Here is a 25,301-nt window from a genome sequence, read left to right on the forward strand (position 1 = left end):
CCTTATAATTTACGCAATAATTTATAAATTTTTCCTAATATTTTACCTGGTAGCACGCGAGTAAAGGCACGCACAGCAAAAACAGCCAATGCGCTCAACGGATTTTGCATACCCAATTTAATTTTTAATTTCGCCAATTTCCATTCACTTTTGAAATATTGCAATCCGCGACGACGGTTATACATTCCTTGTCCTGCCCGCATTTTGATCAAAATATCAGGTAAATTGTGAGTAATATAGCCAGCACTTAAAAAACGTAGCCATAAATTATAATCTTCTAAAAATAAATGATGTTGATAACCGCCTACCGCTTGAATCGCTGATTTTTTATAAGCTAATGCCATATGATTGAATGGACAACGAACAGGTGCCATCTTTTTAATATCCGCATCTTCAACTGGTACACGACGGATTGAAGTTACGTTTGGATTATCGGTATCGAATTCTTCGATTTGTCCACCAACCATCGCCACTTCGGGATGTGCTTCAATATATGCCACTTGTTTAGCAAAACGATCTGCGACACATAAATCGTCCGTATCCATACGGAATACCCATTCGTTGCTGCATTCTGCCATACCAGCATTGAGCGCTTTGCCTAAACCAACATTTTCTGGTAAAGGGACAATTTTAATCGGTAAACGTGTTTGCCATTCGGCAACACAATCCTGCAACGCTTGTGGAATCGCTCCATCATACACCAAGACAATTTCAGTTGCGGGTAATGTTTGTTCCGCTAAGCTATTAAAACATTGCGTTAAATATTCTGGTTTCTCTTTATAATACAAAGACATTAATACGGAAAAATTCATTTGCGTTCCCTATGATTTTATTTTTTACGCTGTAAAACTTGTTGATAATAATCCAGCAGCTGTTGAATATGCTGTTCAATACTAAACCCTTGTTCACGCATTCTCGCAGCATAACTTTCACGCTGTTGATTCAGTTTGGTTTGTTCAATCGCCGTTACCCAACTATCCACCGTACCATTGATCGGATAAAAATGGACTAAACCTGTTACTGCCACCTCATCGGTAACTGTATTACTCACTAATGTCGGTAAACCGTTACATTGTGATTCCAACGTTGATAACGGAAATCCCTCAAACAACGAAGGTAATAAAAATAGATCAAATAGATTTAATAGTTGCGGCACATCCTTACGGTAACCAAGAAAAACCAATTTATCAGTTAAGTGATGTTCTTTTACCCATTGTTGCTGCTCTGCCTGCTGTGGTCCCACACCAACTAAAAACAGTTTATACGGCTGCTCTTGTGCCGCTAACTGTTGCATAATCCGTAATAAAAATTGGTGGTTCTTGACGGGTTCAAAGTTACCAACGTGTCCTAAAACGATGGTGTTATTATCTAATTGAAATTGTTCACGTAATTGCTGACGCACCTCAGGCTTAAAGACAAACTGTTCACAAGCAATCGCGTTATAAATAATTTGGTATGGCTTATGCTTAAATAAAAATTCCCCAGCCACGCGACTGCACGCAATCCGATCAGTAACAAACAACTTAGTGAATTGATAAAACAGACGGTTAATCTGCGCTTTAATCTTACTACCAGACGGCTGACTACTATGTGAATGTAAAATACGTCCTTTAATCTTATGCTGTTTTGCATAATAGAAATGGATAAAAGATAAATAAGGATTATGCGCATGTACTAAATCAAAATGGTATTGTTGATATAACGCTTTTGTCGCACACCACAATTTACCCGTTAGCAAATTTTTGATCGAAAAAGCAGGCAAATGATGAAATACCACTGTCGGATTATGTTGCAGAATTGCCTCTTCAAACTCTGCAAAGCGCTGTGGTGCATAATAAGTAATATGTAAGACATATTTATCTTGTGGAAAATTTTGTGCCACCGTTTTTAAATAACTACCGACACCGCCATGTACCGCAATTCCACACAAATATAAGATATGAATTTTATTTTCTGTTGTCTGCATATTTAACCTCAGCTAACTCGGCTAAATAAAAATAACCCAGTAAAGCAATAAAACTAACCATTCCTTTGGTTAATAACACAAAATAAAGCGCTAATAATGCGAAATAAAGCATTGCACGCTGCACATTCAACGCCATTGTTTTTGCTGCTAAATAACTGTGTACTGCCAAATTAATCACTAATCCCACTATGCCAACGGCAAAAATAATGCGTAAATAACCCACATCAATTCCCATATAATACAAGCCATCTACACTATTTTGCGCCAGATAGAAACCATCGCCGACTAACCAAGTCGTTAAAGTCGTTGGTAACACTTGATACATCTCTAATAAAATATCGGTTGATTCTGTTTCTAAACCTGAACCAGAGAATAAATTGATAAACAGTTCTGCGGCAAAATAGAATAATTTCGAATGTAATAAATCAATACCAAGCAAATTATTTAATACAGCATACAAAAAGAGTAATAGTAATAATAATCCTGTTGGAATCAACATAAAGCAGAATAACGCTAAACGGTAATAATCACGAAAATAGCGCTGATAACAGAAAATAATCGCTCCCATTGCTAAGCCAACTAATACCGTTCTTGCTAGTAATAGGCCAACTAAACTGATAAAGACTAACAACAATAGATCACGCATAAAATAGTGTGCTAATCGTTGTTGAGCTAAACGAAATGACAACAGAATAATAGTGAAAGCATAAATAATACCGGCGCCAAAAAACTGCGTTCCAAAACCAATAAAACGATTTCCTTGTTCCAACGAAGCGACAATTAAACCGCGTCCTTCACTATAACGGATCAAGAACAACAGCAAATCTTGCATAAAAGGTAAGGTATTCACTGCTATGGTCAATACTGACTGAATAACAACGGCATTAATCCAAATAGTAGTGAAACGTTGATAATCCACTTTCGTATAAATCTTTGTTGCCAAGAAATATAAAAAATAAGCAGCAAAGAGATAAATGAGTGGTGTTACTCCGTTCTGAATTAGGTAGGCAATTTCAAAATTTGCCGGATTCAGCAATTTTGCCGGCATTAATGATAAGGTAAAAGGAATAATGATTAACCCTAAGGGCAACAATTGGCGCGCTAACCACTGTTTTTTTAAATAATCACGCAGCAATAAGCCTGCGCCAATTACCCCCATCGTTACTGATGGGTGTAAAGGCACGAAATTATATTTGATGTTAAATAACCAAGTTAAGAATAACCAATAAAATATAAATTTCTTCATCATTTAGCTTAAATTAGCGCGACTGTTGTTATTTCCTTAACCATTTCAATCCACACAATTTTAACCAACGCATAAATAATATGGATTTCACTGGATAATTCACTTTGCTGACTTGGCGATAGATATGACATAACTTACAGAGCTGTAATTCACCAATATTCGCTCTATTAATTGATAAAGAGTATTGGGTAATTTGTTCATCCGCTAATGAAAGATTTAAATGCGTCAATAAATAGTGATGAATCTTGCGTAATACTTCATTTTTTTGTGCAAGATTTTTTGCTAATAGACGCGTTTCACTATTTGGCAAAATACGATACTGCAAAATTACCTCTGGTAAATTCGCAAATTGATACCCTTTTAACATCAAGTGTACCCACAAGCCATAATCTTCCGCACGATAATATTGTTGCTGATATACAACATCATCAATATCCAATACATTCATATTAAACATTACGGTCGGATGATGAAACGCAGAGGCTAAAAATAGATACGCCTTAATTGCCATATCTTGTTCCGGTAATGCTAAAACTTGTTTAGTCACGCCTTCACCAAAAGTTTCAATCGCTCCACCAACTACTGCCACTTGTGGATGTTGTTGTAAGAATGCCACCTGTTTTGCAATCCGATCTGGCAAAGCAATATCATCTGCATCCATACGCGCAATATATTTACCTTGTGCTAATTGGATCGCTTTATTTAAAGTCGCAATTAAACCTAGATTTTGTTCATTTTCTACATAACGAACACGTAAATCTTCTTGCGCTAATTGCAATAAAATATCAGCAGATTTATCCGTTGAACCATCATTGATCACCAATACTTCCAAATGGTGATAACTTTGTTGCAAAATAGATTTTACTGCGGCTTCAATATATTGTTCCCCGTTATAACAAGGAATAATCACTGAAACCAATATATCATCGCTTTTCATTATTTTGACTCATTCAATAAATAGCATTGATTAAAATCTTGTAACCACGTTTGATAAAACGAAGCATTTTTTCCGTAAGAATTATCATAAATATAGACGGTTTTTCCCAGTAAAATGCCAAGAATAAAGCAGTGCAAACGCGTAGTATAAATTTGATCAAAACGATTAAGGAAATTAATCCCTAATTCCATATAAAACTCACGACGGTTATCAATTTTCCCAATTGGCTGCACATATAATGGCATTAACATCGGAATACGATTTGCTACTTTGAATAAAAACTCTCTAAAAGAAAAGAATGAAAAGTTAGGATTATATTTGATCAATTGTTTAAATTCTTTCTCGAAACTTGGCCAATCGGAAACTGTAACATTTTCTAATGCAGCAACTTCATGATAATCGGCAGCGGTATTTAATTCTTTATCTGTGCGTTTCACAAATAAAGTTTTGCCAGTTTTCTCATCATTAATAAATGAATCTAAATTTAAACAAAATGCCATATCTGGTAATAATAAAATTTGGCACTTGGTAAAATATTTATTTAATAACCCGTATGAAACTTGATCGCGCGCACAAATAGTCACATTACCATGAGCATTAAAAATTTCTGCACTTTTTTCTAATGCTGCTTGTGATTGGAAATAAACCGTTTGCGGAAAGACAATAACCTTGTTGTTTGGACATTGCGCAATTACACGCTCACGTAATTTTTGGCAAACATCCCATACATCACCGAAATTACCACCACCGTGAAACAGAATAATATCTTCTGGTGCAATTTTTTTCACATCAACATCATAATAAGGCGCCGCATATTTTAGCTTGTAAGGTAAACGTGATAGATAGGCAATTTCACCTGCCCAAATAGCTTGATCACCAATATTTTGATGATCGGGAATATCTAAGAGTACATAATCATTATCAATTAATGGATCTAAACGGTTATAAATAATTTCACTTAAACGAGATAACTGTTGGCTATTCGGATTGTTCATAAAATTCTCACTTTAAATTTATACCAAATCTTACTCACTAAACGTTGATTCCAGATAAAAAACATCACAACGGCAATAGCAAATAAAACGAGATTAAGACTAAGCTGATTCAAACTAACTACATAACAATAAATAAAGCTCATTGCCAATGGCAGCCAAAAAGATGTAATTCCTAAATGGACGGGATAAAAAGCTTTTACATCTTGCTGACGAATTAAAAAGACAATAATAAAGCTGACCAGTGTTCCTAATGCAGCGGCGAATAAACCGATTTTCGCCATTAAGAAGAAACTTATCACTATATTAATCACTGCCCCTAATAAAGTTGTCGTTAAAATCTTCAATGTATTTTTCTTTTGTTGATAGGCGGTTCCTAAAAAAGCACAAAATGAAGTAAATATTGTCGCTAAAACTAACAATGGCATATATTGCCACGCTACATAAAATTGTTTAGCAAATAGATAATGAATAAGTGGCTCGCTGACACTAATAAAAATCAAACCAATCGAAAACATAAATTTGGCTAATTGGTTAAACGTTTCTGTTGTTACTTCACGATAATCCGCACTCTCATTTTTTAAAATAACATCTTGCCATGCTAATAAAAATAAGGAAAAAACAATCATCAAAATACTTGGCAATCGTGAAGAAACCGCATAAATCCCATTAGCCGCGGTATTGATTTGATGAAAAATAATATATTTATTCGCCATCGTCATTAACCACCAGCTCACCGCATTTGGCACTAATGGTAAAGAATAACTGAGCATTGGTTTCAACAATTGCCGATCGATTGCTGCCCATGAAAGGTGGCGATAAAGCTGCCAACGAAATAGTATGATCAAAATCACTAGCAAATTCGCTAAAATCATACCAGCTAACACCGCAAACAATTTATCTGCAAATAGCCACAACGCCCCAACTGATAATACTAATAGCAAAAATGAGTATAAAATGCCTGACCAGGCAAATTGCTGGGTTAATCCTAATCCTCTTAACGCTTGCTGCAAAATATAAAATAGTGATGACACCACTAACAAGACTAAAGTTTCGGTCAGGTACGGCTGCGGATAAAAATGGTTAATGACTACTGCAATCACTAATATGATCACACTAGCAATTAAGAACATCATTAAGGCACTGCTAATCACTTTAGCTTCAGAATCAGCTTCCTTACTATCAGAAATCAGCCAACGATAAATGGCATCCGATAGCTGCAATGTGATAACAGGCGTCACCAACATGGTAAAAGTTAAAATCAAATCATATTGCCCCATTTCCACTGTTGAAAGATAAAGTGAAAATAGCGGCAATAATAGAAAAGAAAGTATTTTGGAACCAAAACTACCAATACTATAAATAAGCGTATTTTTAAGTAGCTTATCGCTTATTGCATTTCCCATACTATTTTTTCTTTAATACTCTAATAAATAATAAAATCATACAGGACAACACTAACCCAAATAAGAAACCGATCGCCAAGATCAACGCTTTTTGTGGTTTCACTTTATATGGATAAGTTGGTGAAGTTTTATATTGAAATGCATCAATTGTTAATGCTTCTGTATCATCAACTAATTTAACCAAGTCAGTAATTTGTTGTTTGGCAGTGTAATAAGCGGTTGGATAAATAAATTTTTGCTGTTCTAAGCCTGCAAGTTGCGCTGCCAAATTTTGGCTGCCCAATAAATAAAGATAAGGATTTGCTAAATTAGCTTTCTCATCATTTAATGAAAGATTAAGCTGTAATCCTTCCTTAGTACCACCTGCTGATTGTGCGATAGCTAACGCTGCTTGTAAATGCTGAATTTGCGCTTGCTTTTCTAACACTAACTGCTCTTCAATTTGTTTTTGCTGATATTTTAATGCAGTAATTTTTTGTTTTACTCTAATTAAAAAATCAGCCATTGCTTGCTGATAAGTAATTTTATTAGTGAATTGCACAAAGCCATCCAACGTTTTTTGCAACAACTGTGCATTAGTATCAGTAAAAGTTAATTTAACGGAAGGAATATCGGCTAATGCTCTATTTTCCGCTGTAATTACCGTAATGTTGTTACCTTTTTTAGTCATATCAGGCGTCACAACATTAATATTTTTAATCCATTTTTCCAAAGTTGCTTTTTTCTCTGCATCGCTTTGCGTTTTACTTAACTCTTTATATAACGCAGACTCTAAGAAATAATTCTTACGCACATCATAGATGAAAGTATTGGTTACAAACTGATTAAATAGCGTTGCAGCAACGCCGTCAGCAGCAAATTTTTCACCGCTAATTAGCGCATAACGCTGATTTAAATCTAATAACTTTTCAATAGCATTATTATTTGCTGGAATAGCTTCCGCACTTGTACTCCATTCAGGCTTAATCGAATTAGCATAAAAATAAGCGGCACCAGTAAAAATCAGCGTTGATAGAATAATCCACCATTTCTTTTGCCAAAAATATTGAAACAGTTTCGCCAGACTAAATAGATCGTCTTGCTCAATATAAGAATTATTTACTGATGTCATCTTGTCCAATTCCTTCTTACCATCTAGATGAATACGAGATTTTCATAAGCAACCTGAATCGCAACTTATATATTATAAATCACGCAAATAAGAGTCGGTTATTCTACACTTGCCCTTGTAAAAAAGAAATGGAACACATTAGATAATCTGACTTAATGGTTTAAATCTAAAACAGATAAAAATAAAACAGGGCTATGTAAACTTACATAACCCTGTTTGAATGATGAAATAAAATTAACTACGAGAGATAAGCACTTTATTATGATTACCGCAGTTTTCTGGTAACCAATAGAAAGAACGTGCTTCCATATTTTTATCAAATAGGATTTTATATTGACATACTTTATGTTCGCCATTTTGGGTATAGTTGAACACATAATCCCATTCACGAACATCAAATAAGCCTTCTTTAAAATGCGGATATCCAATTAAACTGACAATTTGATCTTTATTCATACCTGCTTTAATTTCATTCACATTGTCCCAATTTGGCCAAGTACCTCTTTGGCTACCATGACTATTAAAGCTACTGTCTTCTACTTTTGGCCATACAGGTTTGTCAGTAGTGCCCGCCTTACTTACTTGGCTTAAATTACCACAAGCCGCTAAAACGGTAGCTAACGTTACAGGAAGTAATAATTTATTTAATTTCATTGAATATTCCTTTTATTTGGCTGGATAAATCTGCATCATTATAACCAAATATTTATTTTATTTCATGTTTTTAAACTAACTATTCTTAACCATCTCAGCAATTTTTTCTGCAGATTTTTGTGCTAATTCTTCATCTTCACACTCAACCATTACCCGAATCACTGGTTCTGTACCTGATTTACGCAATAGTACTCGACCTTTACCATGTAAGCTTTTTTCTACTTCTGCGGTAACTTGTTTTACTGCTTCACTCTCTAATGGATTTGCACCACCTTCAAAACGTACATTGATCAATACTTGTGGGAATAGTTGTACCGCACTCGCCAACTCATTTAATGAAAGCCCATGAGAAACCATTGCTGCTAACACTTGTAATGAAGCAATAATGCCGTCACCGGTGGTATTTTTATCAGCAATAATGATATGGCCTGAATTTTCACCACCCAATTTCCAGCCACGTTCGATCATTTGTTCTAACACATAACGATCACCGACTTTAGCTCGTACAAATGGAATACCTAACATTTTTAAGGCTAATTCCAAACTCATATTACTCATTAAGGTTCCCACTACGCCACCAGAAAGTTTGCCTGAACGTAATGCTTCTCTTGCAATAATAAATAAGATTTGGTCGCCATCAACTTTATTACCAAGATGATCCACCATCATAATTCGGTCACCATCACCATCATAAGCTAAACCAACATCCGCTTTGCTTTGTTTCACCACTTCTTGTAACGCACGAATATCTGTCGCTCCACAGCGCTCATTAATATTCATACCATCTGGTTTAGTACCGATTTCAATAACCTCTGCGCCTAACTCACGCATCACATTTGGTGCAATATGATAGGTTGCGCCATTCGCACAATCGACTACGATTTTTAAACCTTCTAAACTTAAATGTACTGGGAAAGTACTTTTACAGAATTCAATATAACGACCTGCTGCGTCATTGATACGACTTGCTCTACCTAAATCCGCCGATTCTACGCAAGTCATCGGTTCTTCTAACATTTGCTCAATTGCTAATTCCACTTCATCAGGTAATTTGGTGCCATGTGCAGAAAAGAATTTAATGCCGTTATCATAATAAGGATTATGAGAAGCGGAAATGACAATACCTGCTTCGGCACGAAATGTACGGGTTAAATAAGCAATTGCTGGCGTTGGCATTGGCCCGACAAATGCAGCAGAAAGCCCCGCAGCAGCAAGACCTGCTTCTAAAGCTGATTCCAACATATAACCAGAAATACGAGTATCCTTACCAATTAATACTTTACGTGATCCTTGTGTTGCTAACACTTTTCCAGCTGCCCAACCTAATTTCAAAGCAAATTCTGGAGTAATTGGATAATTACCTACACGACCACGTACACCATCTGTACCAAAATATTTACGTTCTGCCATAATCTTTTCCTTTTTCTACTTTAATAGCACGACAATGCGCTGTATTTTACTACAACTATTCGTGCCTTTTAATTACTGTTGTTGAATTGTTGCTTGCCAAATTTTAAGTGCATCACAAGTTGCTTCTACATCATGAACACGCACGATCTGCGCTCCTTTCATTACTGCAATTAAAGCGCCAGCCACACTGCCAATCAAACGTTGATCAACAGATTTACCTAATACATTACCAATCATCGACTTGCGTGATAAGCCAATTAATAGTGGATAACCCGTTGCTACAAAACGTTCTAAATGACTTAATAATTGATAATTGTGTTCCACTGTTTTACCAAAACCGAAACCAATATCAAGAATCACATTTTCACGACGAACACCTGCTTGCTCACATACTTTTGCGCGTTGTAACAACCAGTCTAATACTTCCGCTACCACATCTTGATAAATAGGATTTTGCTGCATAGTTCGTGGTTGTCCTTGCATATGCATTAAACAAACAGGTAAATCCAACTCAACTGCTGCCGCTAATGCTCCCTCTTCGGTTAATGCACGAATGTCGTTAATTAAATCCATTCCCACTTTTGCAGCTTCTCGCATCACTATTGCTTTTGATGTATCGACAGAAATCCAACAATCGAAACGTTGGCGAATCGCTTCTACTACCGGAATGACGCGATCTAACTCTTGCGCTATGGTAACTTCATCTGCCATTGGGCGAGTTGATTCACCGCCAACATCAATAATAGTTGCCCCTTGCTGCAACATATTTTCTGCGTGATATAACGCTTGATCTAAATTAAAAAATTTACCACTATCGGAAAAAGAGTCGGGAGTAACATTTAAAATTCCCATAATTTGTGGTTGAGAAAGATCCAATACACGTTGATTTTTACTATAAATTTTCATTTTAATACTCTACTTTCCTCGCTCTTACGCTTCACTTTTTTTGTCGGCTAGGTACTGGCGTTCCTTTAAGCCATTTACGCAGCCAAAAACGATTTGGCATCAATTCAGCCAAAATATCTTGCCCTAATGGTAAAGGTTCAGCATAAATTAATGAAGCTAACATTTCAGCAAGCAATGGCGCTGATGTTAAGCCTCGCGAACCTAATGCCCCTAACACATATAAATCTTGATGATAAGCTGCTGGCGAAACTGCCTGACGGCGCCGCCGTAAATTAAATAAATTTTGATAAGCGACAGTTTGTGCAGAAAAATCACCGACATTGCCACAAATCGGCAAACGATCTCGCACACTACAACGCACCCCAGTTCGTGCCAAATTGCCACTTGTATCAACATCAACTAACCAATCCGCAGGCGCTAAATTTTGCTGAATTTTTTGTTGATTTTGTTGCTGCTCTTGTTGATTAAACTCTCGTTGCTCACTATTACGAATATGACTGGCGCCAATACAATGAAACTGTTTTTGGCTATCCATAGGCGTTAAATAACCGTCATAACATAATACCGCTTGTAACTTGCTCAATTTTTCTGTGGTCGGAATTTGGCTAACTTGTCCACGTACCGCATAAATCGGTAATTCTACCGTTTGCGCAAAACGACTAAGTTTATGCCCATTGGCAATTACGACGGTATGATGCGTAAATTGCTGCGAATTACTGGTTAAATGCCATAAATTATCTTGATAATCTAAACGCTTAATTGAGGTATTTAGATAGATTTTTACCCCTTGCTGCTGTAAAAAGTGTGCCAGATTTCGCACTAATTGGCGTGGATTTAACCACGCACCATTTTGAATCACTGCACCGTCACAATATAGCGGTAATCCTGCTCGCTCGCTTAATTCTGCCGCAGTTTGCAATTTAAACAGTGTTTCTGGAAACCCTCTTTCGGCAATTTTCACTAATTTTTGATATGCCTGTGGTTGATAGCCACATAGCAACACATCACACCATTGATGTTCAAACTCAACTTGTTCCGCCAGTTTTGTCAAAAACTGCTGTCCATACGCAAAGGCATAGCTATAAAAACGGCAATGACGCTCATCATCATCGCTTAATTGCGGATAAAATGCGCCTTGTTTATTGCCCGAAGCATTTAAGGCAAAGTCTGCATCTTCACAATAAATAGTTACCTGACTACCACGTTGCCATAAGCAATAAGCTAAACAAACACTGGCAACACCGCCACCAATAATGGCTACCTCTTTCGCATTTTTGGCTGCTTGCGGTAAATACCAAGGTAATGACAATCTTTGTTCCGCCGCAACTACTTTACAACCAGATAAACATTCTCGTTTCTTCGCAAATCCTTTACGTTTTTGTACCTCAAATCCAGCTGCCATTAACCCTTTCCGCACCTGACTTGCAGCGGTAAAAGTGGCAAAGGTCCCATTCATCTTGGTTAAACGAAACATCTGTTGGAATAAGGTATCCGTCCACATCGTTGGATTTTTACTCGGCGCAAAACCATCTAAAAACCAAGCATCGATCAAACCATTATAATAATCGCCTAATTGAGGCAAATTTTCTGCCAATTCACCAAACCATAAATCCAAAATAATCTCTTGATCAAAATGGTAACGATAACAACCTGCTATTGGTTGTCGCCAATTGATTAATAACTGCTGCAGTGCAGGCATAAATTGCGGATAAGCCTGATAGGCTTGTTGCAAACTTTGTGCAGTTAATGGATATTTTTCAAAGCTGATAAAGAATAGTCGTCGTAACTTTGCGTCAGGAAAATTTTGTCGAAATTGCTGAAACAATGCCATTACCGCAAAAAAGTTTAACCCTGTGCCAAAACCAGTTTCTGCAATCACAAAGTGTTCTTCCGAGTGCTGCTGCCAACGTTCCCAGAGATTGTTACCCTGCTGAAAAACATAGATACTTTCTGCTAATCCATCTTCTGGTGAGAAATAAATATCATCAAATTGACTAGAAACTGGAACATTCGTTTGAAATGAAACTTCAGCAAACGAGATTTTTTGAATCGACATAGAATATAAGAGATAACTTATCAAAGGTCGCTAATAATATTATAATGAGAGCCGAATTTCATTAAGTAATGGTCTTATCTGTTCATTGTTTTAGAAAAATTTCTTGTATTCTGTGAAATTCCTAGTATAACAACGACAATTTTTTAAATTTAATTAAATCCATTCAAGCTACATAAGGACTACGAATGAAAAGAGCTGTGATTACTGGTTTTGGCGTTATCTCTAGTATCGGAAATAACAAAGAAGAAGTTTTAGCGTCATTATTGGCAGGGAAATCAGGCATTACCACAATGCCAGAATTTGTAGAAATGGGAATGCGTTCTCATGTCGCTGGTACCATCAAAATAACTCCAAGCGAACATATCGATCGTAAAGTAATGCGTTTTATGGGCGACGCTGCTGCTTATGCTTATCTTTCAATGAGAGAAGCAATTGAAGATGCCGGTTTAACCGAAGAGATAGTTTCTAATGAAAGAACTGGTTTAGTGGTCGGTGCAGGTACTGGTTCTGCGCATAATCAAATTGTTGCAGCTGATGCAATGCGTACTCCTCGTGGTGTTAAGGCAATTGGACCTTATGCAGTAACTCGTACTATGGCTTCTAGCGTTTCCGCTTGTTTGGCAACGCCATATAAAATCAAAGGTGTTAACTATAGTATCAGTTCTGCTTGTGCAACTTCTGCTCACTGTATTGGACACGCCGTTGAATTAATCCAACTTGGTAAACAAGACGTTGTATTTGCCGGCGGTGCAGAAGAACTTTCTTGGGAATGTGCATGCGAATTTGATGCAATGGGTGCAGTTTCAACTAAATACAATGAAACACCAGAAAAAGCTTCTCGTGCGTATGATGCAAACCGCGATGGTTTCGTTATCGCTGGCGGCGGCGGTATCGTCGTAGTGGAAGAACTTGAACACGCTTTGGCTCGTGGTGCAAAAATTTATGCAGAAATCGTTGGTTATGGTGCAACTTCTGATGGTTACGATATGGTGGCGCCAAGCGGCGAAGGTGCAATTCGTTGTATGAAACAAGCGCTTGCTACCGTTGATACACCAATTGATTACTTAAATGTACACGGTACTTCAACCCCAGTTGGTGATGTTAAAGAGTTAGAAGCGATTAAAGAAGTGTTCGCTGATAAGATGCCAGCTATTTCTTCTACCAAATCAATGACCGGACACTCTTTAGGTGCAGCTGGCGTACATGAAGCTATCTATACATTATTAATGTTAGAAAATGATTTCATTGCACCAAGTATCAATATTGAAACTTTAGATGAACGTGCTGAGAATTGTAATATCATCACTGAAACCCGCCATAACGCAAATTTACAAACTGTAATGTCAAACAGTTTTGGTTTCGGTGGAACCAATGCGACCTTAGTATTTAAACGTTTTGAGAAATAATTTGCTTTAAAAACGATCATACAAAATCCCTTCAGTAATGAAGGGATTTTTTATATTGATAGCCGAAAAAGAGAAAAGCCTCTACATTTGGTATTTAATCCTGTGATTAAGTTGAGTTAAAATTTAATCTAATATTTTTACTAAGGAAACGTTATGGCAGATTTACTAACCTTTGAACAAGCAAGACAACAACTCCTAGAACAACTCTCTACCTCAATTAATCGTCCTAATGAAATACTTTCTCTCACAGATGCAGATCAACGTATTTGCGCCAAAGAGGTAATTTCACCAATTAATGTACCGGCATTTGATAACTCGGCAATGGATGGTTATGCGGTACGTTTAGCTGATTTAGCCCAATCAATGACGCTTTCTGTTGCAGGTAAAGCCTTTGCCGGACAACCTTTCACTGGCGAATGGCAAGCGTTAAGCGCTGTACGCATTATGACCGGTGCAATGATTCCAGCTGGTACTGATGCGGTTGTTATGCAAGAAAAAGTGACTGTAAATCCAGATGGTACGGTTTCTTTCAATGAGCTGCCTAAATTAGGGGAAAATATTCGCCGTATTGGCGATGATGTCAAAGCTGGCGAGGTTGTCCTTTCTGCCGGTGCTAAATTAACTGCGGCTTCTCTGCCGTTATTAGCCTCTCTCGGCATCGAAAAAGTGGAAGTTTTCCCTCGTCTTAAAGTCGCCATTGTTTCTACTGGTGATGAATTAGTACCGGTTGGCCAACCTTTACAAGCTGGACAAATTTACGATACCAACCGTTTTGCGGTGAAATTAATGTTGCAACGTTTAAATTGTGAAATATTGGATTTTGGCATTTTGCCTGATAACGAACAACAATTTGCACAAGCATTCCGTCAAGCTGAACAACAAGCCGATCTCGTTATTACCAGCGGTGGCGTTTCTGTTGGCGAAGCCGATTTTACCAAAAATGTTATTGAACGCTTAGGCACAATCAATTTCTGGAAACTATTAATGAAGCCGGGAAAACCTTTTGCTTTTGGTAAATTAGAAAATGCATGGTTCTGCGGTTTACCGGGTAATCCAGTTTCTGCTTTTGTTACTTTTTATCAATTAGTGCAACCAGCAATTGCGAAATTAAGCGGTTTTAGCCAATGGCAAGCACCACAACAGTTTACGGCAGTTGCTGCAACCGCAATAAAAAAAACACCAGGACGCTTAGATTTCCAACGTGGTCATTATCGTGTTAATGCACAAGGGCAAATTGAAGTAGAACCTGTTCGTTTCCAAGGGTCGCATATGTTTAGCTCTTTTGTGCAAAGTAACTGTTTTATTGTGCTGGAAAAAGATCGTGGCAATGTTACCGCTGGTGAAACTGTAACTATTGAACCTTTTAATTTCTTGTTGGATTAATAATGCAAATAGAACTTACCGACGCTGAAATAATGCGTTATAACCGTCAAATCATTATGAAATCCATTGATTTCGACGGACAAGAACATTTAAAAGGCAGCAAAGTATTAATTATCGGATTGGGTGGTTTAGGCTGCGCTGCTGCACAATATTTGGCAGCAGCGGGAGTTGGCGAACTGATGTTAGTCGACTTCGATACAGTAGCGCTTTCCAATTTACAGCGCCAAGTTTTACATAATGATAGCCGTATTGGTATGCCGAAAGTAGATTCTGCGAAAAAAAGCTTAGCTGAACTAAATCCTTTAGTAAGGATTAATACGCTAAATGCCCAATTAACAGATGATCATCTGACAGCGCTCATTGCCGACTATGATCTTGTATTAGATTGTACCGATAATGTCGAAACCCGAAATCAATTAGATCGACTTTGCCAACAGCAACAAACGCCATTGGTCTCTGGAGCAGCAATTCGTATGGAAGGGCAAGTCAGTGTCTTTACCTATCAGCCAAATACACCGACTTATCGAGATCTCAGCCAATTATTTGGTGAAAATGTATTAAGTTGTGTTGAAGCGGGGGTATTATCACCAATTGTTGGAGTTGTTGGCTCGATTCAAGCATTAGAAGCGATCAAAGTGTTACTGAATATTGGTACTTCTCTTTGTGGTCGTTTATTGATGATTGATGGTTTGAATATGCAAGTTCGGACTATTAATTTGCCTCACCGCTAATACAAGAAGTGCCACTAGATAGTGGCACACAGACTGCTGACAAACCTAAATTTTGTCACAAACTTCCATAAAATAGTTTTGGGTCCCTCTCACTCTTGCCCGAATGCAAATAAGATTTTCAGGCAAAAAAAGCCGTCAATTTTTCGAGCTTGCGAGAAAAATCTCTTTTTTTGCCGCCCGGAAAATCTTATTGGAATGAGGATTAGCAAGAGTGCGAGGGTGTATTTCTTTTGCCTACTTTTCTTTGGGCATACAAAGAAAAGTAGGTCGCCCTTTAGGGCGAAACCTAAATCTTAGATAAGAAATAATTTAGCTAAAAGTTTTATAATTGACTTTGTCAATAAACTGAGTCCACCCTCTAGTGGAACATTTATTATTATTTACGAAAACGCCGCTTTCTTTGATGATACTGTTTACTTCTCGATTGATTCTCTAATGGTTTACGAGCTAATTTCAACGGTACAAATTTAATTTTACAGCGGCGGAAAAAGTAGTGAATACTGCTTGCGATCACTAAGCCAACCAATAAAATCACTATCACTTCTGCATATAAATAACGAAATTGCTGATTAATATTACTCTCGGTCGTTTGTCCATATTGCCCATCAAAAGTAACACGCAAGAAACCAATAATATTATTCTGCTCAAAAATAGGCTCGACAATTTGCTGTGTTTTTAACGCATTGCCTTCACCGTCTAAGCCTAATTGCTGCCGTAAATTTAAGGTATTCTGACTTTGTGCCAATAATTCACCATTACCACTATATAACGACGCATCTAGCACAAACTTTTCACGACTAAAGGTATTTAATAAATCGGTTAATTTCTCGGTAGAAGCATTATTCGCTAACATTGTAGAAAAGAGATTCGCCTGTTGGCGTACCAAAACGTGCGACAAATTTGATACTTGATTAATACTGGCTAATTGAGAGCCAAATTTGAATTGATTAATCCCAAATAAAATAACCCCAATAGTGATACAGCTCACTATCAGGATCCCTAATAATAAAATGACACGAATGCTCTTTTCTCTAACGCTATACAAGATTTTTCCTTTATTATTTCTATTCCAGTCGATTTATGCTTAAATGCGGATTGTAGCAAATTTTTTTCTTAATCCTAAAAATTAAATATAAGGTTTTTTTATGCAAACATTTTGTCCTGTCATTGATACTCCTGCTAATTATCGTACTGATGTTCCTCGTTTTATTCTTTATAGCCAACACTTTGATCAAGCAAAACTACAACAATTTCTGAATTCTACGCAGCAATTAACGTTATTAACCGAATGGAACATTTTTGAATATCATTGCGTAATGTTGCAACACCCAACACCACAACAACTTATTCCGTTAGCACATCAACTTGGCTTTGATTTGTTTGTTATTAGTGGGCATCCTGTTTTACAACAAGCAGGTTTATTGGTCATGGATATGGATTCTACCGCTATTCAAATTGAGTGTATTGATGAAGTGGCAAAACTCGCTGGCACAGGTGAAATGGTTGCAGCAATTACGGAAAGCGCTATGCGTGGTGAACTCGACTTTAAACAAAGTCTGCGTCGTCGCGTTGCTACATTGAAAGGTGCATCAGCAACGATCTTAGATCAAGTGCGTAATCATCTACCGATTATGCCTGGTTTAGAAAGAACACTTACCGAATTACAAAAATTAGGCTGGAAAGTGGCGATTGCTTCAGGTGGTTTTACCTATTTTGCTGAAGTGCTGCAACAAAAATTTGGTTTAGTCGCAGTTTATGCGAATCGTTTTGAAATTCAAGGTGGTATTCTGACCGGACAAGTTGATGGTGAGATTGTTGATGCACAATATAAAGCCAATGTATTACAACAACTTGCGCAACAACATCAAATTGAGATTCAGCAATGTATTGCCATTGGTGACGGCGCTAATGATTTATTAATGATGCAAGCAGCCGGCTTAGGTGTGGCTTATCACGCTAAACCAAAAGTGCAACAACAAGCACAAACTATGGTAAACTTCGCTGACTTAACTGCACTACTCTGTATTTTAAGTGCTAACCAAATAGACTTCCATTTTCAACAACAAAAATAACGAGGAATATTATGCCTTCATTTGATATTGTTTCTGAAATTACGATGCACGAAATTAAAAATGCGGTCGATAATGCTAATCGTGATCTCAGTAATCGTTGGGATTTCCGTAATGTTACCGCTTCAATTGAACTAAACGAAAAAAATGAAACGATCAAAGTTGCGACAGAATCTGATTTCCAACTTGAACAACTGATTGATATTTTGCGTAATGCGATGCAAAAACGCAGCATTGAACCGACTTCATTAGATATTCCTGCTGATTATGAACATAGCGGAAAAACCTACTCTAAAGAAATTAAAATCAAACAAGGAATTGAAACTGAATTAGCGAAAAAGATCACAAAACTGATCAAAGATTCTAAATTAAAAGTGCAAAGCCAAATTCAAGGTGATAAAGTTCGCGTAACAGGTAAATCCAGAGATGATTTACAAAGTGTTATTCAATTAGTCAAAGGCGCTGAATTAGGACAACCTTTCCAATTTAATAACTTCCGCGATTAATATTAAGGAGCACACTATGCCGCAAGATACTCAAGAAAAAACAGGCTTGTTTAAAAAATGGCTCAAGAAATATGATGATTTCTGTAAAGAGCTTGGTGTTGATCAAGGTGCTTGCCGCAGTTGTGTACCGATTTATAAACAAGATCCTGAACCTGAAAAGAAACCACAGAAAACTCATCAGGATCAATAATTCAGAATTTAACAATACTATCAGTTAATCAGTTGCAGCTGATTAACTGATTTATTTTTTCTTAGTTTAGATTCCTAACCAAATAAACCAACAAAATATGAAAGCATTACAACAACAAATTGATGAGTTACGCAATACGCTGCGTTATCACGAATATCAATATCATGTGTTGGATAATCCTGTTATTCCTGATGCCGAATACGATCGGATGATGAACCAACTCAAACAATTAGAAGCCGAACATCCAGAATTAATTACTAGTGATTCCCCAACACAACGAGTTGGCGCCAAACCAGATAATGGTTTTCAACAAATTACTCACGAAATTCCAATGTTGTCATTAGACAATGCCTTTTCTGATGAAGAGTTTTTTGCTTTTATCCGCCGTATTGAAGATCGTTTAGGCGCATTACCTAAGCCTTTTACCTTCTGTTGTGAACCTAAACTCGATGGTTTAGCCGTCAGCATCTTATATGTGAACGGTAAATTAACCCAAGCTGCAACACGTGGCGATGGTGTTACTGGTGAAGATATTACTGCTAATATTCGTACTATTCGCAATATTCCATTACAACTACGAACCGATACTCCGCCTGCTCGTTTAGAAGTACGTGGTGAAGTCTTTATGCCGCACGATGGCTTTGAAAAATTAAATCAACATGCACTGGAACATGGTGAAAAAACCTTTGCCAATCCGCGTAATGCAGCAGCTGGTTCATTACGCCAATTAGATCCACAAGTTACTTATCATCGTCCATTAATGCTTAATGCTTATGGCATTGGTATTGCAGAGGGCGTAGATTTACCTACTACACACTACGATCGTCTGCAATGGCTAAAAAGTATTGGCATCCCGGTTAATAAAGAGATTCGTTTATGTGACGGTACCGAACAAGTGTTAGAGTTTTATCGTGCGATTGCGCAAAAACGCAGCCAGCTAGGTTATGACATTGATGGTACGGTATTAAAAGTTAATGATATTGCCTTACAAAATGAACTGGGTTTTATCTCGAAAGCACCTCGTTGGGCGATTGCTTATAAATTCCCTGCACAAGAAGAATTGACTGTATTAAACGATGTTGAATTCCAAGTTGGACGTACTGGCGCTATCACACCGGTTGCCAAATTAGAACCTGTCTATGTTGCTGGCGTAACTGTCAGTAATGCTACTTTGCATAATGGCGATGAAATTGCACGTTTAGATATTGCCATTGGCGATACCGTAATTATTCGTCGTGCTGGTGATGTTATTCCACAAATTATTGGTGTGGTACATGATCGCCGCCCTGCTAATGCCAAACCTATTATTTTCCCAACTCGTTGCCCTGTTTGTGATTCTGCGATTGTACGCATTGATGGTGAAGCAGTAGCACGCTGTACCGGTGGTCTGGTTTGTGAAGCACAACGCAAAGAAGGGCTTAAACATTTTGTATCACGCAAAGCAATGGATATTGAAGGTGCAGGCGACAAACTGATTGAACAATTAGTCGATCGTGAATATTTACACACACCGGCAGATCTTTTCCGTTTGACGAAAGAAACCTTAATGGGGCTGGAAAGAATGGGGGAAAAATCTGCCGAAAATGCTTTAGCTAGCCTAGAAAAAGCGAAGAAAACAACACTAGCACGTTTCTTATTTGCATTAGGTATTCGTGAAGTAGGCGAAGCGACTGCACGTAATTTAGCTAATCATTTCCACACTTTGGAAAATATCCAGCAAGCGACATTAGAACAATTATTGGAAGTACAAGATATTGGTGAGGTGGTCGCGAATCGTATTATCTTATTCTGGCAAGAAGAACATAACCGTAGCGTTGTACAACAACTGATTGAACAAGGTGTGCATTGGGATGAAGTGCAAGCAGTAGAAATCAAAGACAATCCGCTGAAAGAGAAAACTGTTGTCTTAACTGGAACTCTAACCCAAATGACACGTGATGAAGCAAAAGCAATCCTATTACAACTTGGATGTAAAGTTACTGGCAGCGTTTCAAGCAAAACAGATTTTGTCATTGCTGGCGATAATGCTGGTTCTAAGTTGCAAAAAGCGGAAAGTTTAGGCGTTGCTATCCTTTCAGAACAACAATTCTTAGAGATTATTAATCAATAAACGACATAATTGCAGTAGTGACTGAGCTTGTTACTACTGCAATAAATCTTTAATGTTTGAAATTTACCCAAACAAGTTATGCGGTACTGACAAAACTAGACTTAATAGTTATCTTTGTCTATAATCGTCCAGTCTTTCCGATGCCCCCATAGCTCAGTCGGTCAGAGCAGTCGACTCATAATCGATTGGTCACAGGTTCAAGTCCTGTTGGGGGCACCAATAAACAGTTTCATATATAGGTTTTTTAAATTTTTTTAAAGAGTTACCTATTATGAAAAAACCATTTATTCTCACCGTACTTTCCACGAAAGGTGGAGTCACTAAAACGACAAATGCCGCTAATATCTCAGCATTTTGTGCAGATCATAATCTTAAGGTCTTAATGATTGATACTGATGTTCAACCATCACTAAGTTCTTATTATCAACTAGATTACACCGCACCTGGCGGCATTTATGAATTTTTAATTAATAAAAACCTCAACTCTGATGAGATTATTTCTCATACTATTATTCCAAACTTAGACTTAATTAAATCCAATGATCCAACGGGACGCATTAGCTTATTACTACGTAATGCCCCCGATGGTGTAATACGATTTAACCACTTACTACAACAAATCATTGGATACGATCTGATTGTTATCGACACCAGAGGAACACGAGATATTACGTTAGAAATGTCTGTCCTCGCGAGTGATTTAATCCTATCTCCACTCCTCCCTGAATTATTATCAACAAGAGAATTTTTAAGAGGCACATTAAGTTTATATGCCGATTTAAATACCTATACTGCTTTCGGACTTAAACTTCCACCGATTAAAGCTGTCGCAAATCGAGTTGACAATACCAATGATGCAAGAGATGTTATTTCTCAACTCCATCAAATCTTCAACGAACCACAATTTAAACAACAAGGCTATAAACTAGACTTTTTACCTCTCTCTATTCCAGCCAGAGTCGCTTATAGGGAAGCAAATACATTGTGTACGCCAATCCACCGATATAAATCAAGTGAATATAAAACTATGCAAGCTTTATGTAGTGAACTACTACCACAATTCAGTAACTACTTTGTTGAGGAGAAATAAGAATATGAAAAAGACAGATAAATTATTTGATACAAAGGTAGAACAAGCTGTAATTGGTGCTTTATTAATCAATAATGATTGCTATGACAGTGTAGCCGAATTACTCTCTCCAGACCATTTTTACTCGTATTACAACAAAATTATTTTTAATGCGATACAAAACAGACTATCTCACGGACAATCTGTTGATCCATTAATCTTAGAACAAGATCTTAAAAAAACACATTTAGATCAAGAGGGGCTATTTGCATACTTAATTGAAATGGCACAATATACCCCTAGCGTTGCGAATATAAAAGCATATTCAGAACGATTACAAGAATTATCAAAACTACGCAATTTACTCCAATTAGGGAAAAATTTACAGCAATCTATACTATCCAATGCTCAAATCGAAACGATTATTGCTGATGCTGAATCCAAACTTTTCAATATTGCAAATAACTTATCTCATCAACCAACATTAACTTCACTATCTAACGCAATGCAGATAGCAATCAATAGAATAGAATCTGTTTGTCAACAAAACTCTGCCATTAGCGGTATTCCTACAGGGATTGAAGATATAGACGTGATGACAACAGGTTTTCAACCCTCTGATTTTGTCGTGATCGCTGGACGACCTGGAATGGGTAAAACGGCTTTTTTACTCTCCTCTATTAAAGCTACATTAGAACAAGCTAATATGGCAGCCCCTATCCAATTTTTTAGTTTAGAAATGCCCGCCGATCAAATACTCATGCGATTAATGTCAATGGTTGGTAATGTTTCAATGCAAACTCTTCGTAACCCACTTTTATTAAGTAATGATGATTTCTCAAAGCTTAGTCTTGCTATGCAACATATCAAAAATTGGGAAAACCGTTTACTCATTGACGATTCTCCTGCTTTAACGCCAGAAATTTTACGCTCAAGAGTACGCCGTTATGCAAGATTACACGGTCAACCCGCAGCAATTTTTATTGATTATCTACAACTGATGAAGATTCCTGGTAGTGCTAATCGATACGAAGAAATTAGCCGCATTTCAAATGCACTTAAAGCATTAGCAAAAGAGATGCACTGCCCTGTTATTACTTTATCTCAACTCAATAGAGCCGTTGAGGGGCGAGCTATAAAAAAACCAACGAATGCAGACTTGCGTGATTCTGGTGAGATAGAGCAAGACGCTGATGTCATTATTTTATTACATCGTGATGACTACTATCAAAAAGATAAAGAACCAACAGGTTTAGCTGAAATTATCATCGGAAAGCAACGCAACGGACCAGTTGGTAGTGTTACTTCTTACTTCGCAGCACAATACTCTCGTTTTGAATCTTATCAAGACGGTGCATCTCTCAATTAATAAGGAATAAAAATTATGAAAGAAAGATTTACACGACAAGACCGAAAAGCCTCATTAATGAGAGGAATGCAAGTGGGATTAATTCAAAACACCACACCAGATTATCATTCAATAATGCCAAATATGCAGGTAACCTCTCCTAACCAAGAAGGACAAGCAGCACAATTAAAAACGGTTACATTATTACAATTGCGCCCGTTTGATAACAACCCGCGTAAAACTCGAAACCCTAAATTCGAGGACATCAAAGAATCTATTCGAGTTAGAGGTTTAGATTTTCCTCCAAATATTACTCAGCGTCCAGGCGAAGAGTATTATATTATCGCAGACGGTGGTAATACACGTTTACAAGCATTACAAGAGCTTTATGAAGAAACTCAAGATCCAAAATACTTCTCTATTACGTGTTTGTACAAACCGTGGCAAGGAAATAACAATGATGAGATTACAGGAGAATTACACTGCTTAATTGGACATTTAGCAGAAAACGACTTGCGAGGTGATTTAAGCTTTATTGAACGTGCATTGGGGATTCAGCAAGCTAAACGATTTTATGAACAACAATTATCAACATCATTATCTCACAGAAAACTTTCTGAAAGATTAAAAGCAGATGGCTATAGCATTTCTTATTCATTACTTGCAAGAATGGAACAATGTATTGAACTACTCTATCCTGCAATTCCTAATATTCTTTTAAGTGGAATGGGAAAACCACAAATTGAAAAACTGCTCCAGTTATTTAGTAATGCCAACACGTATTGGGAAAAGCATACCCCTCTTTTCCATAAACACGATCAAGATAATAATCAAGATCCTGGCTTTAAAGCACTATGGCTAGAAACACTTGCACTATTTGATAATGATGACTTCTCACTAGACATATTCCAAGATGAACTGATCGGTAATATGGTCAATGCGATTGGGTCAGATTACGTCAGCTATCAAGATATTTTATTTGAACTGGATAATAAACCAAAATCTCATGACAGTGATACTTATCGAACTGCTCCAGTAAAACAAGATAATGTTAATTCTGAAACAGAAATTTCTATGTTTGTAGCAACAGAAAAAAATCAGAGTTCTACTCCTACATCAGATAACGTAAAAACATCTATACCAGATAATGTACAAATCATTGAGGATAAAAAAGATAATAATATTCATCAACTACATGATAAGGCTACACAACTCAACGAACAAAAATTAGACAGTGGTTCCAGTGGAACCAGTGAACAAAAATCAAACAGTACTGCCAGTGATAATTTTTCAGAAGCCGAAAATATTGATTCAACCTTTGATATTTTTGAACAATTTGGTATTGCACCAGGTAAATCTATTAACGAACAACGTCAACAACGTGCGGAGCAAAATGGAATTGCTTTTGCAAATACAGGCTGCCAGCCTGTCGATGACATCTGGCAAATTTATCCAGCATTTGATACCCCAGAAAAACTTCGCTTTGAGGCCTATGGGCTAGCAACAGATATTGCTAAATTAGCACATTTACAAAATATTGTGATTCCAACTGAAAGTGATGAAAAATTTAGTTTTACTATTGCACCATTAGCTTCATCTATTCAAGATGAGCTTACTATTAGTGTTCACGCATTACTTGCCTGCTTGGCGTGTGATAACCACAATGAGCCACTTACTGTCACTTTATCTGAATCGTTATTAATTGGCTTCAATAATCAACCTGAAATTTCAGATCTCCTTTTAGTGAAACTCTTTCGATTAATCCGTGTTATCCGTCAATTAAGAACACATTTAAGGAGCTAATT

Annotated in this window: 21 protein-coding genes, 1 tRNA gene and 1 pseudogene; 11 read left to right on the top strand and 12 right to left on the bottom strand. The window is 37.1% G+C overall.

Translation table 11 applies throughout. The annotated features are described in order from the left end of the window. Positions 1-2 precede the first annotated feature (2 nt). From NYR30_RS07150 to mnmC, 11 genes and pseudogenes are all read right to left on the bottom strand, one after another. A complete protein-coding gene (locus NYR30_RS07150) occupies positions 3-812 on the bottom strand; it encodes a glycosyltransferase family 2 protein (protein WP_066112602.1) in 810 nt (269 codons plus the stop codon). Between the two features lie 17 nt (positions 813-829). Continuing rightward, complete coding sequence (locus NYR30_RS07155) at positions 830-1,966, bottom strand: glycosyltransferase (protein WP_302500340.1); 1,137 nt, start codon at positions 1,964-1,966, stop codon at positions 830-832. Then, positions 1,947-3,215 carry a hypothetical protein gene (locus tag NYR30_RS07160; RefSeq protein ID WP_302500341.1) on the bottom strand — a complete coding sequence of 423 codons (1,269 nt, stop codon included), beginning with the start codon at positions 3,213-3,215 and terminating at the stop codon, positions 1,947-1,949. The genes NYR30_RS07155 and NYR30_RS07160 overlap by 20 nt, the downstream gene beginning before the upstream one ends. A 25-nt stretch (positions 3,216-3,240) precedes the next feature. Beyond that, on the bottom strand, positions 3,241-4,149 hold the full coding sequence (locus NYR30_RS07165; protein ID WP_302500342.1) for a glycosyltransferase family 2 protein: 909 nt from the start codon (positions 4,147-4,149) through the stop codon (positions 3,241-3,243). Continuing rightward, positions 4,149-5,144, bottom strand: a complete 996-nt coding sequence (locus NYR30_RS07170; protein ID WP_302500343.1) for a polysaccharide pyruvyl transferase family protein — start codon at positions 5,142-5,144, stop codon at positions 4,149-4,151. The genes NYR30_RS07165 and NYR30_RS07170 overlap by 1 nt, the downstream gene beginning before the upstream one ends. After that, positions 5,141-6,547 carry an oligosaccharide flippase family protein gene (locus NYR30_RS07175; protein WP_302500344.1) on the bottom strand — a complete coding sequence of 469 codons (1,407 nt, stop codon included), beginning with the start codon at positions 6,545-6,547 and terminating at the stop codon, positions 5,141-5,143. Before NYR30_RS07175 ends, NYR30_RS07170 begins: the two co-directional genes overlap by 4 nt. A gap of 1 nt (position 6,548) precedes the next feature. Continuing rightward, complete coding sequence (locus NYR30_RS07180) at positions 6,549-7,658, bottom strand: LPS O-antigen chain length determinant protein WzzB (RefSeq protein WP_302500345.1); 1,110 nt, start codon at positions 7,656-7,658, stop codon at positions 6,549-6,551. 258 nt (positions 7,659-7,916) lie between these two features. Beyond that, positions 7,917-8,312: pseudogene (locus NYR30_RS07185) on the bottom strand (outer membrane protein assembly factor BamE); the annotation flags it as partial. A gap of 75 nt (positions 8,313-8,387) precedes the next feature. Then, positions 8,388-9,722 (bottom strand): phosphoglucosamine mutase, encoded by a 1,335-nt coding sequence (gene glmM / locus NYR30_RS07190; RefSeq protein ID WP_302500346.1) that lies wholly within the window; start codon positions 9,720-9,722, stop codon positions 8,388-8,390. 72 nt (positions 9,723-9,794) lie between these two features. After that, positions 9,795-10,628 carry a dihydropteroate synthase gene (folP, locus tag NYR30_RS07195; protein ID WP_066422260.1) on the bottom strand — a complete coding sequence of 278 codons (834 nt, stop codon included), beginning with the start codon at positions 10,626-10,628 and terminating at the stop codon, positions 9,795-9,797. Positions 10,629-10,659: 31 nt separating this feature from the next. Beyond that, positions 10,660-12,678: a bifunctional tRNA (5-methylaminomethyl-2-thiouridine)(34)-methyltransferase MnmC2/FAD-dependent 5-carboxymethylaminomethyl-2-thiouridine(34) oxidoreductase MnmC1 gene (mnmC, locus tag NYR30_RS07200; RefSeq protein ID WP_302502458.1), complete on the bottom strand. Its 2,019-nt coding sequence runs from the start codon at positions 12,676-12,678 to the stop codon at positions 10,660-10,662. 191 nt (positions 12,679-12,869) lie between these two features. On the opposite strand from mnmC, the gene fabB reads away from it, so the two are divergent. The 3 genes from fabB (at position 12,870) to moeB (ending at position 16,204) form a co-directional block, all read left to right on the top strand. Continuing rightward, positions 12,870-14,090 (top strand): beta-ketoacyl-ACP synthase I, encoded by a 1,221-nt coding sequence (gene fabB, locus NYR30_RS07205; protein WP_302500347.1) that lies wholly within the window; start codon positions 12,870-12,872, stop codon positions 14,088-14,090. A 153-nt stretch (positions 14,091-14,243) separates the two neighbouring features. Continuing rightward, positions 14,244-15,473 carry a molybdopterin molybdotransferase MoeA gene (gene moeA, locus NYR30_RS07210; RefSeq protein ID WP_302500348.1) on the top strand — a complete coding sequence of 410 codons (1,230 nt, stop codon included), beginning with the start codon at positions 14,244-14,246 and terminating at the stop codon, positions 15,471-15,473. A gap of 2 nt (positions 15,474-15,475) precedes the next feature. Continuing rightward, positions 15,476-16,204, top strand: a complete 729-nt coding sequence (moeB, locus tag NYR30_RS07215; protein ID WP_302500349.1) for a molybdopterin-synthase adenylyltransferase MoeB — start codon at positions 15,476-15,478, stop codon at positions 16,202-16,204. Positions 16,205-16,580: 376 nt separating this feature from the next. On the opposite strand, the gene NYR30_RS07220 is transcribed toward moeB, so the two are convergent. After that, on the bottom strand, positions 16,581-17,249 hold the full coding sequence (locus tag NYR30_RS07220; RefSeq protein WP_302500350.1) for a YtjB family periplasmic protein: 669 nt from the start codon (positions 17,247-17,249) through the stop codon (positions 16,581-16,583). 100 nt (positions 17,250-17,349) lie between these two features. On the opposite strand from NYR30_RS07220, the gene serB reads away from it, so the two are divergent. The 8 genes from serB (at position 17,350) to NYR30_RS07260 (ending at position 25,299) form a co-directional block, all read left to right on the top strand. Continuing rightward, on the top strand, positions 17,350-18,276 hold the full coding sequence (serB, locus tag NYR30_RS07225; protein WP_302500351.1) for a phosphoserine phosphatase: 927 nt from the start codon (positions 17,350-17,352) through the stop codon (positions 18,274-18,276). Between the two features lie 11 nt (positions 18,277-18,287). Beyond that, the gene (locus NYR30_RS07230) at positions 18,288-18,779 is read left to right on the top strand and encodes a YajQ family cyclic di-GMP-binding protein (protein ID WP_066106902.1); all 492 of its coding nucleotides are present in this window, start codon (positions 18,288-18,290) and stop codon (positions 18,777-18,779) included. A 16-nt stretch (positions 18,780-18,795) separates the two neighbouring features. Next, positions 18,796-18,969 carry a DUF5363 family protein gene (locus NYR30_RS07235; RefSeq protein WP_197495428.1) on the top strand — a complete coding sequence of 58 codons (174 nt, stop codon included), beginning with the start codon at positions 18,796-18,798 and terminating at the stop codon, positions 18,967-18,969. A 97-nt stretch (positions 18,970-19,066) separates the two neighbouring features. Then, positions 19,067-21,079: an NAD-dependent DNA ligase LigA gene (gene ligA / locus NYR30_RS07240; RefSeq protein WP_302500352.1), complete on the top strand. Its 2,013-nt coding sequence runs from the start codon at positions 19,067-19,069 to the stop codon at positions 21,077-21,079. A 142-nt stretch (positions 21,080-21,221) separates the two neighbouring features. Continuing rightward, positions 21,222-21,298: transfer RNA gene (locus NYR30_RS07245), tRNA-Ile, on the top strand. A gap of 52 nt (positions 21,299-21,350) precedes the next feature. Continuing rightward, positions 21,351-22,169, top strand: coding sequence for a ParA family protein (locus NYR30_RS07250; RefSeq protein ID WP_302500353.1), 819 nt, complete (start codon positions 21,351-21,353; stop codon positions 22,167-22,169). A 4-nt stretch (positions 22,170-22,173) separates the two neighbouring features. Continuing rightward, the gene (dnaB, locus tag NYR30_RS07255) at positions 22,174-23,517 is read left to right on the top strand and encodes a replicative DNA helicase (protein ID WP_302500354.1); all 1,344 of its coding nucleotides are present in this window, start codon (positions 22,174-22,176) and stop codon (positions 23,515-23,517) included. A gap of 15 nt (positions 23,518-23,532) precedes the next feature. After that, positions 23,533-25,299, top strand: coding sequence for a ParB family protein (locus NYR30_RS07260; RefSeq protein WP_302500355.1), 1,767 nt, complete (start codon positions 23,533-23,535; stop codon positions 25,297-25,299). Positions 25,300-25,301: the final 2 nt, after the last annotated feature.

It is taken from the genome of Gallibacterium salpingitidis (genome assembly GCF_030517105.1).
In the GTDB taxonomy this organism is placed as follows: domain Bacteria; phylum Pseudomonadota; class Gammaproteobacteria; order Enterobacterales; family Pasteurellaceae; genus Gallibacterium; species Gallibacterium salpingitidis.

What these genes read in the sequence shown, in the direction of transcription:
- NYR30_RS07150 (WP_066112602.1), bottom strand. Translation starts at nt 812, where the DNA reads ATGAATTTTTCCGTATTAATGTCTTTGTATTATAAAGAGAAACCAGAA.
- NYR30_RS07155 (WP_302500340.1), bottom strand. Translation starts at nt 1,966, where the DNA reads ATGCAGACAACAGAAAATAAAATTCATATCTTATATTTGTGTGGAATT.
- NYR30_RS07160 (WP_302500341.1), bottom strand. Translation starts at nt 3,215, where the DNA reads ATGATGAAGAAATTTATATTTTATTGGTTATTCTTAACTTGGTTATTT.
- NYR30_RS07165 (WP_302500342.1), bottom strand. Translation starts at nt 4,149, where the DNA reads ATGAAAAGCGATGATATATTGGTTTCAGTGATTATTCCTTGTTATAAC.
- NYR30_RS07170 (WP_302500343.1), bottom strand. Translation starts at nt 5,144, where the DNA reads ATGAACAATCCGAATAGCCAACAGTTATCTCGTTTAAGTGAAATTATT.
- NYR30_RS07175 (WP_302500344.1), bottom strand. Translation starts at nt 6,547, where the DNA reads ATGGGAAATGCAATAAGCGATAAGCTACTTAAAAATACGCTTATTTAT.
- NYR30_RS07180 (WP_302500345.1), bottom strand. Translation starts at nt 7,658, where the DNA reads ATGACATCAGTAAATAATTCTTATATTGAGCAAGACGATCTATTTAGT.
- glmM (WP_302500346.1), bottom strand. Translation starts at nt 9,722, where the DNA reads ATGGCAGAACGTAAATATTTTGGTACAGATGGTGTACGTGGTCGTGTA.
- folP (WP_066422260.1), bottom strand. Translation starts at nt 10,628, where the DNA reads ATGAAAATTTATAGTAAAAATCAACGTGTATTGGATCTTTCTCAACCA.
- fabB (WP_302500347.1), top strand. Translation starts at nt 12,870, where the DNA reads ATGAAAAGAGCTGTGATTACTGGTTTTGGCGTTATCTCTAGTATCGGA.
- moeA (WP_302500348.1), top strand. Translation starts at nt 14,244, where the DNA reads ATGGCAGATTTACTAACCTTTGAACAAGCAAGACAACAACTCCTAGAA.
- moeB (WP_302500349.1), top strand. Translation starts at nt 15,476, where the DNA reads ATGCAAATAGAACTTACCGACGCTGAAATAATGCGTTATAACCGTCAA.
- serB (WP_302500351.1), top strand. Translation starts at nt 17,350, where the DNA reads ATGCAAACATTTTGTCCTGTCATTGATACTCCTGCTAATTATCGTACT.
- NYR30_RS07230 (WP_066106902.1), top strand. Translation starts at nt 18,288, where the DNA reads ATGCCTTCATTTGATATTGTTTCTGAAATTACGATGCACGAAATTAAA.
- NYR30_RS07235 (WP_197495428.1), top strand. Translation starts at nt 18,796, where the DNA reads ATGCCGCAAGATACTCAAGAAAAAACAGGCTTGTTTAAAAAATGGCTC.
- ligA (WP_302500352.1), top strand. Translation starts at nt 19,067, where the DNA reads ATGAAAGCATTACAACAACAAATTGATGAGTTACGCAATACGCTGCGT.
- NYR30_RS07250 (WP_302500353.1), top strand. Translation starts at nt 21,351, where the DNA reads ATGAAAAAACCATTTATTCTCACCGTACTTTCCACGAAAGGTGGAGTC.
- dnaB (WP_302500354.1), top strand. Translation starts at nt 22,174, where the DNA reads ATGAAAAAGACAGATAAATTATTTGATACAAAGGTAGAACAAGCTGTA.
- NYR30_RS07260 (WP_302500355.1), top strand. Translation starts at nt 23,533, where the DNA reads ATGAAAGAAAGATTTACACGACAAGACCGAAAAGCCTCATTAATGAGA.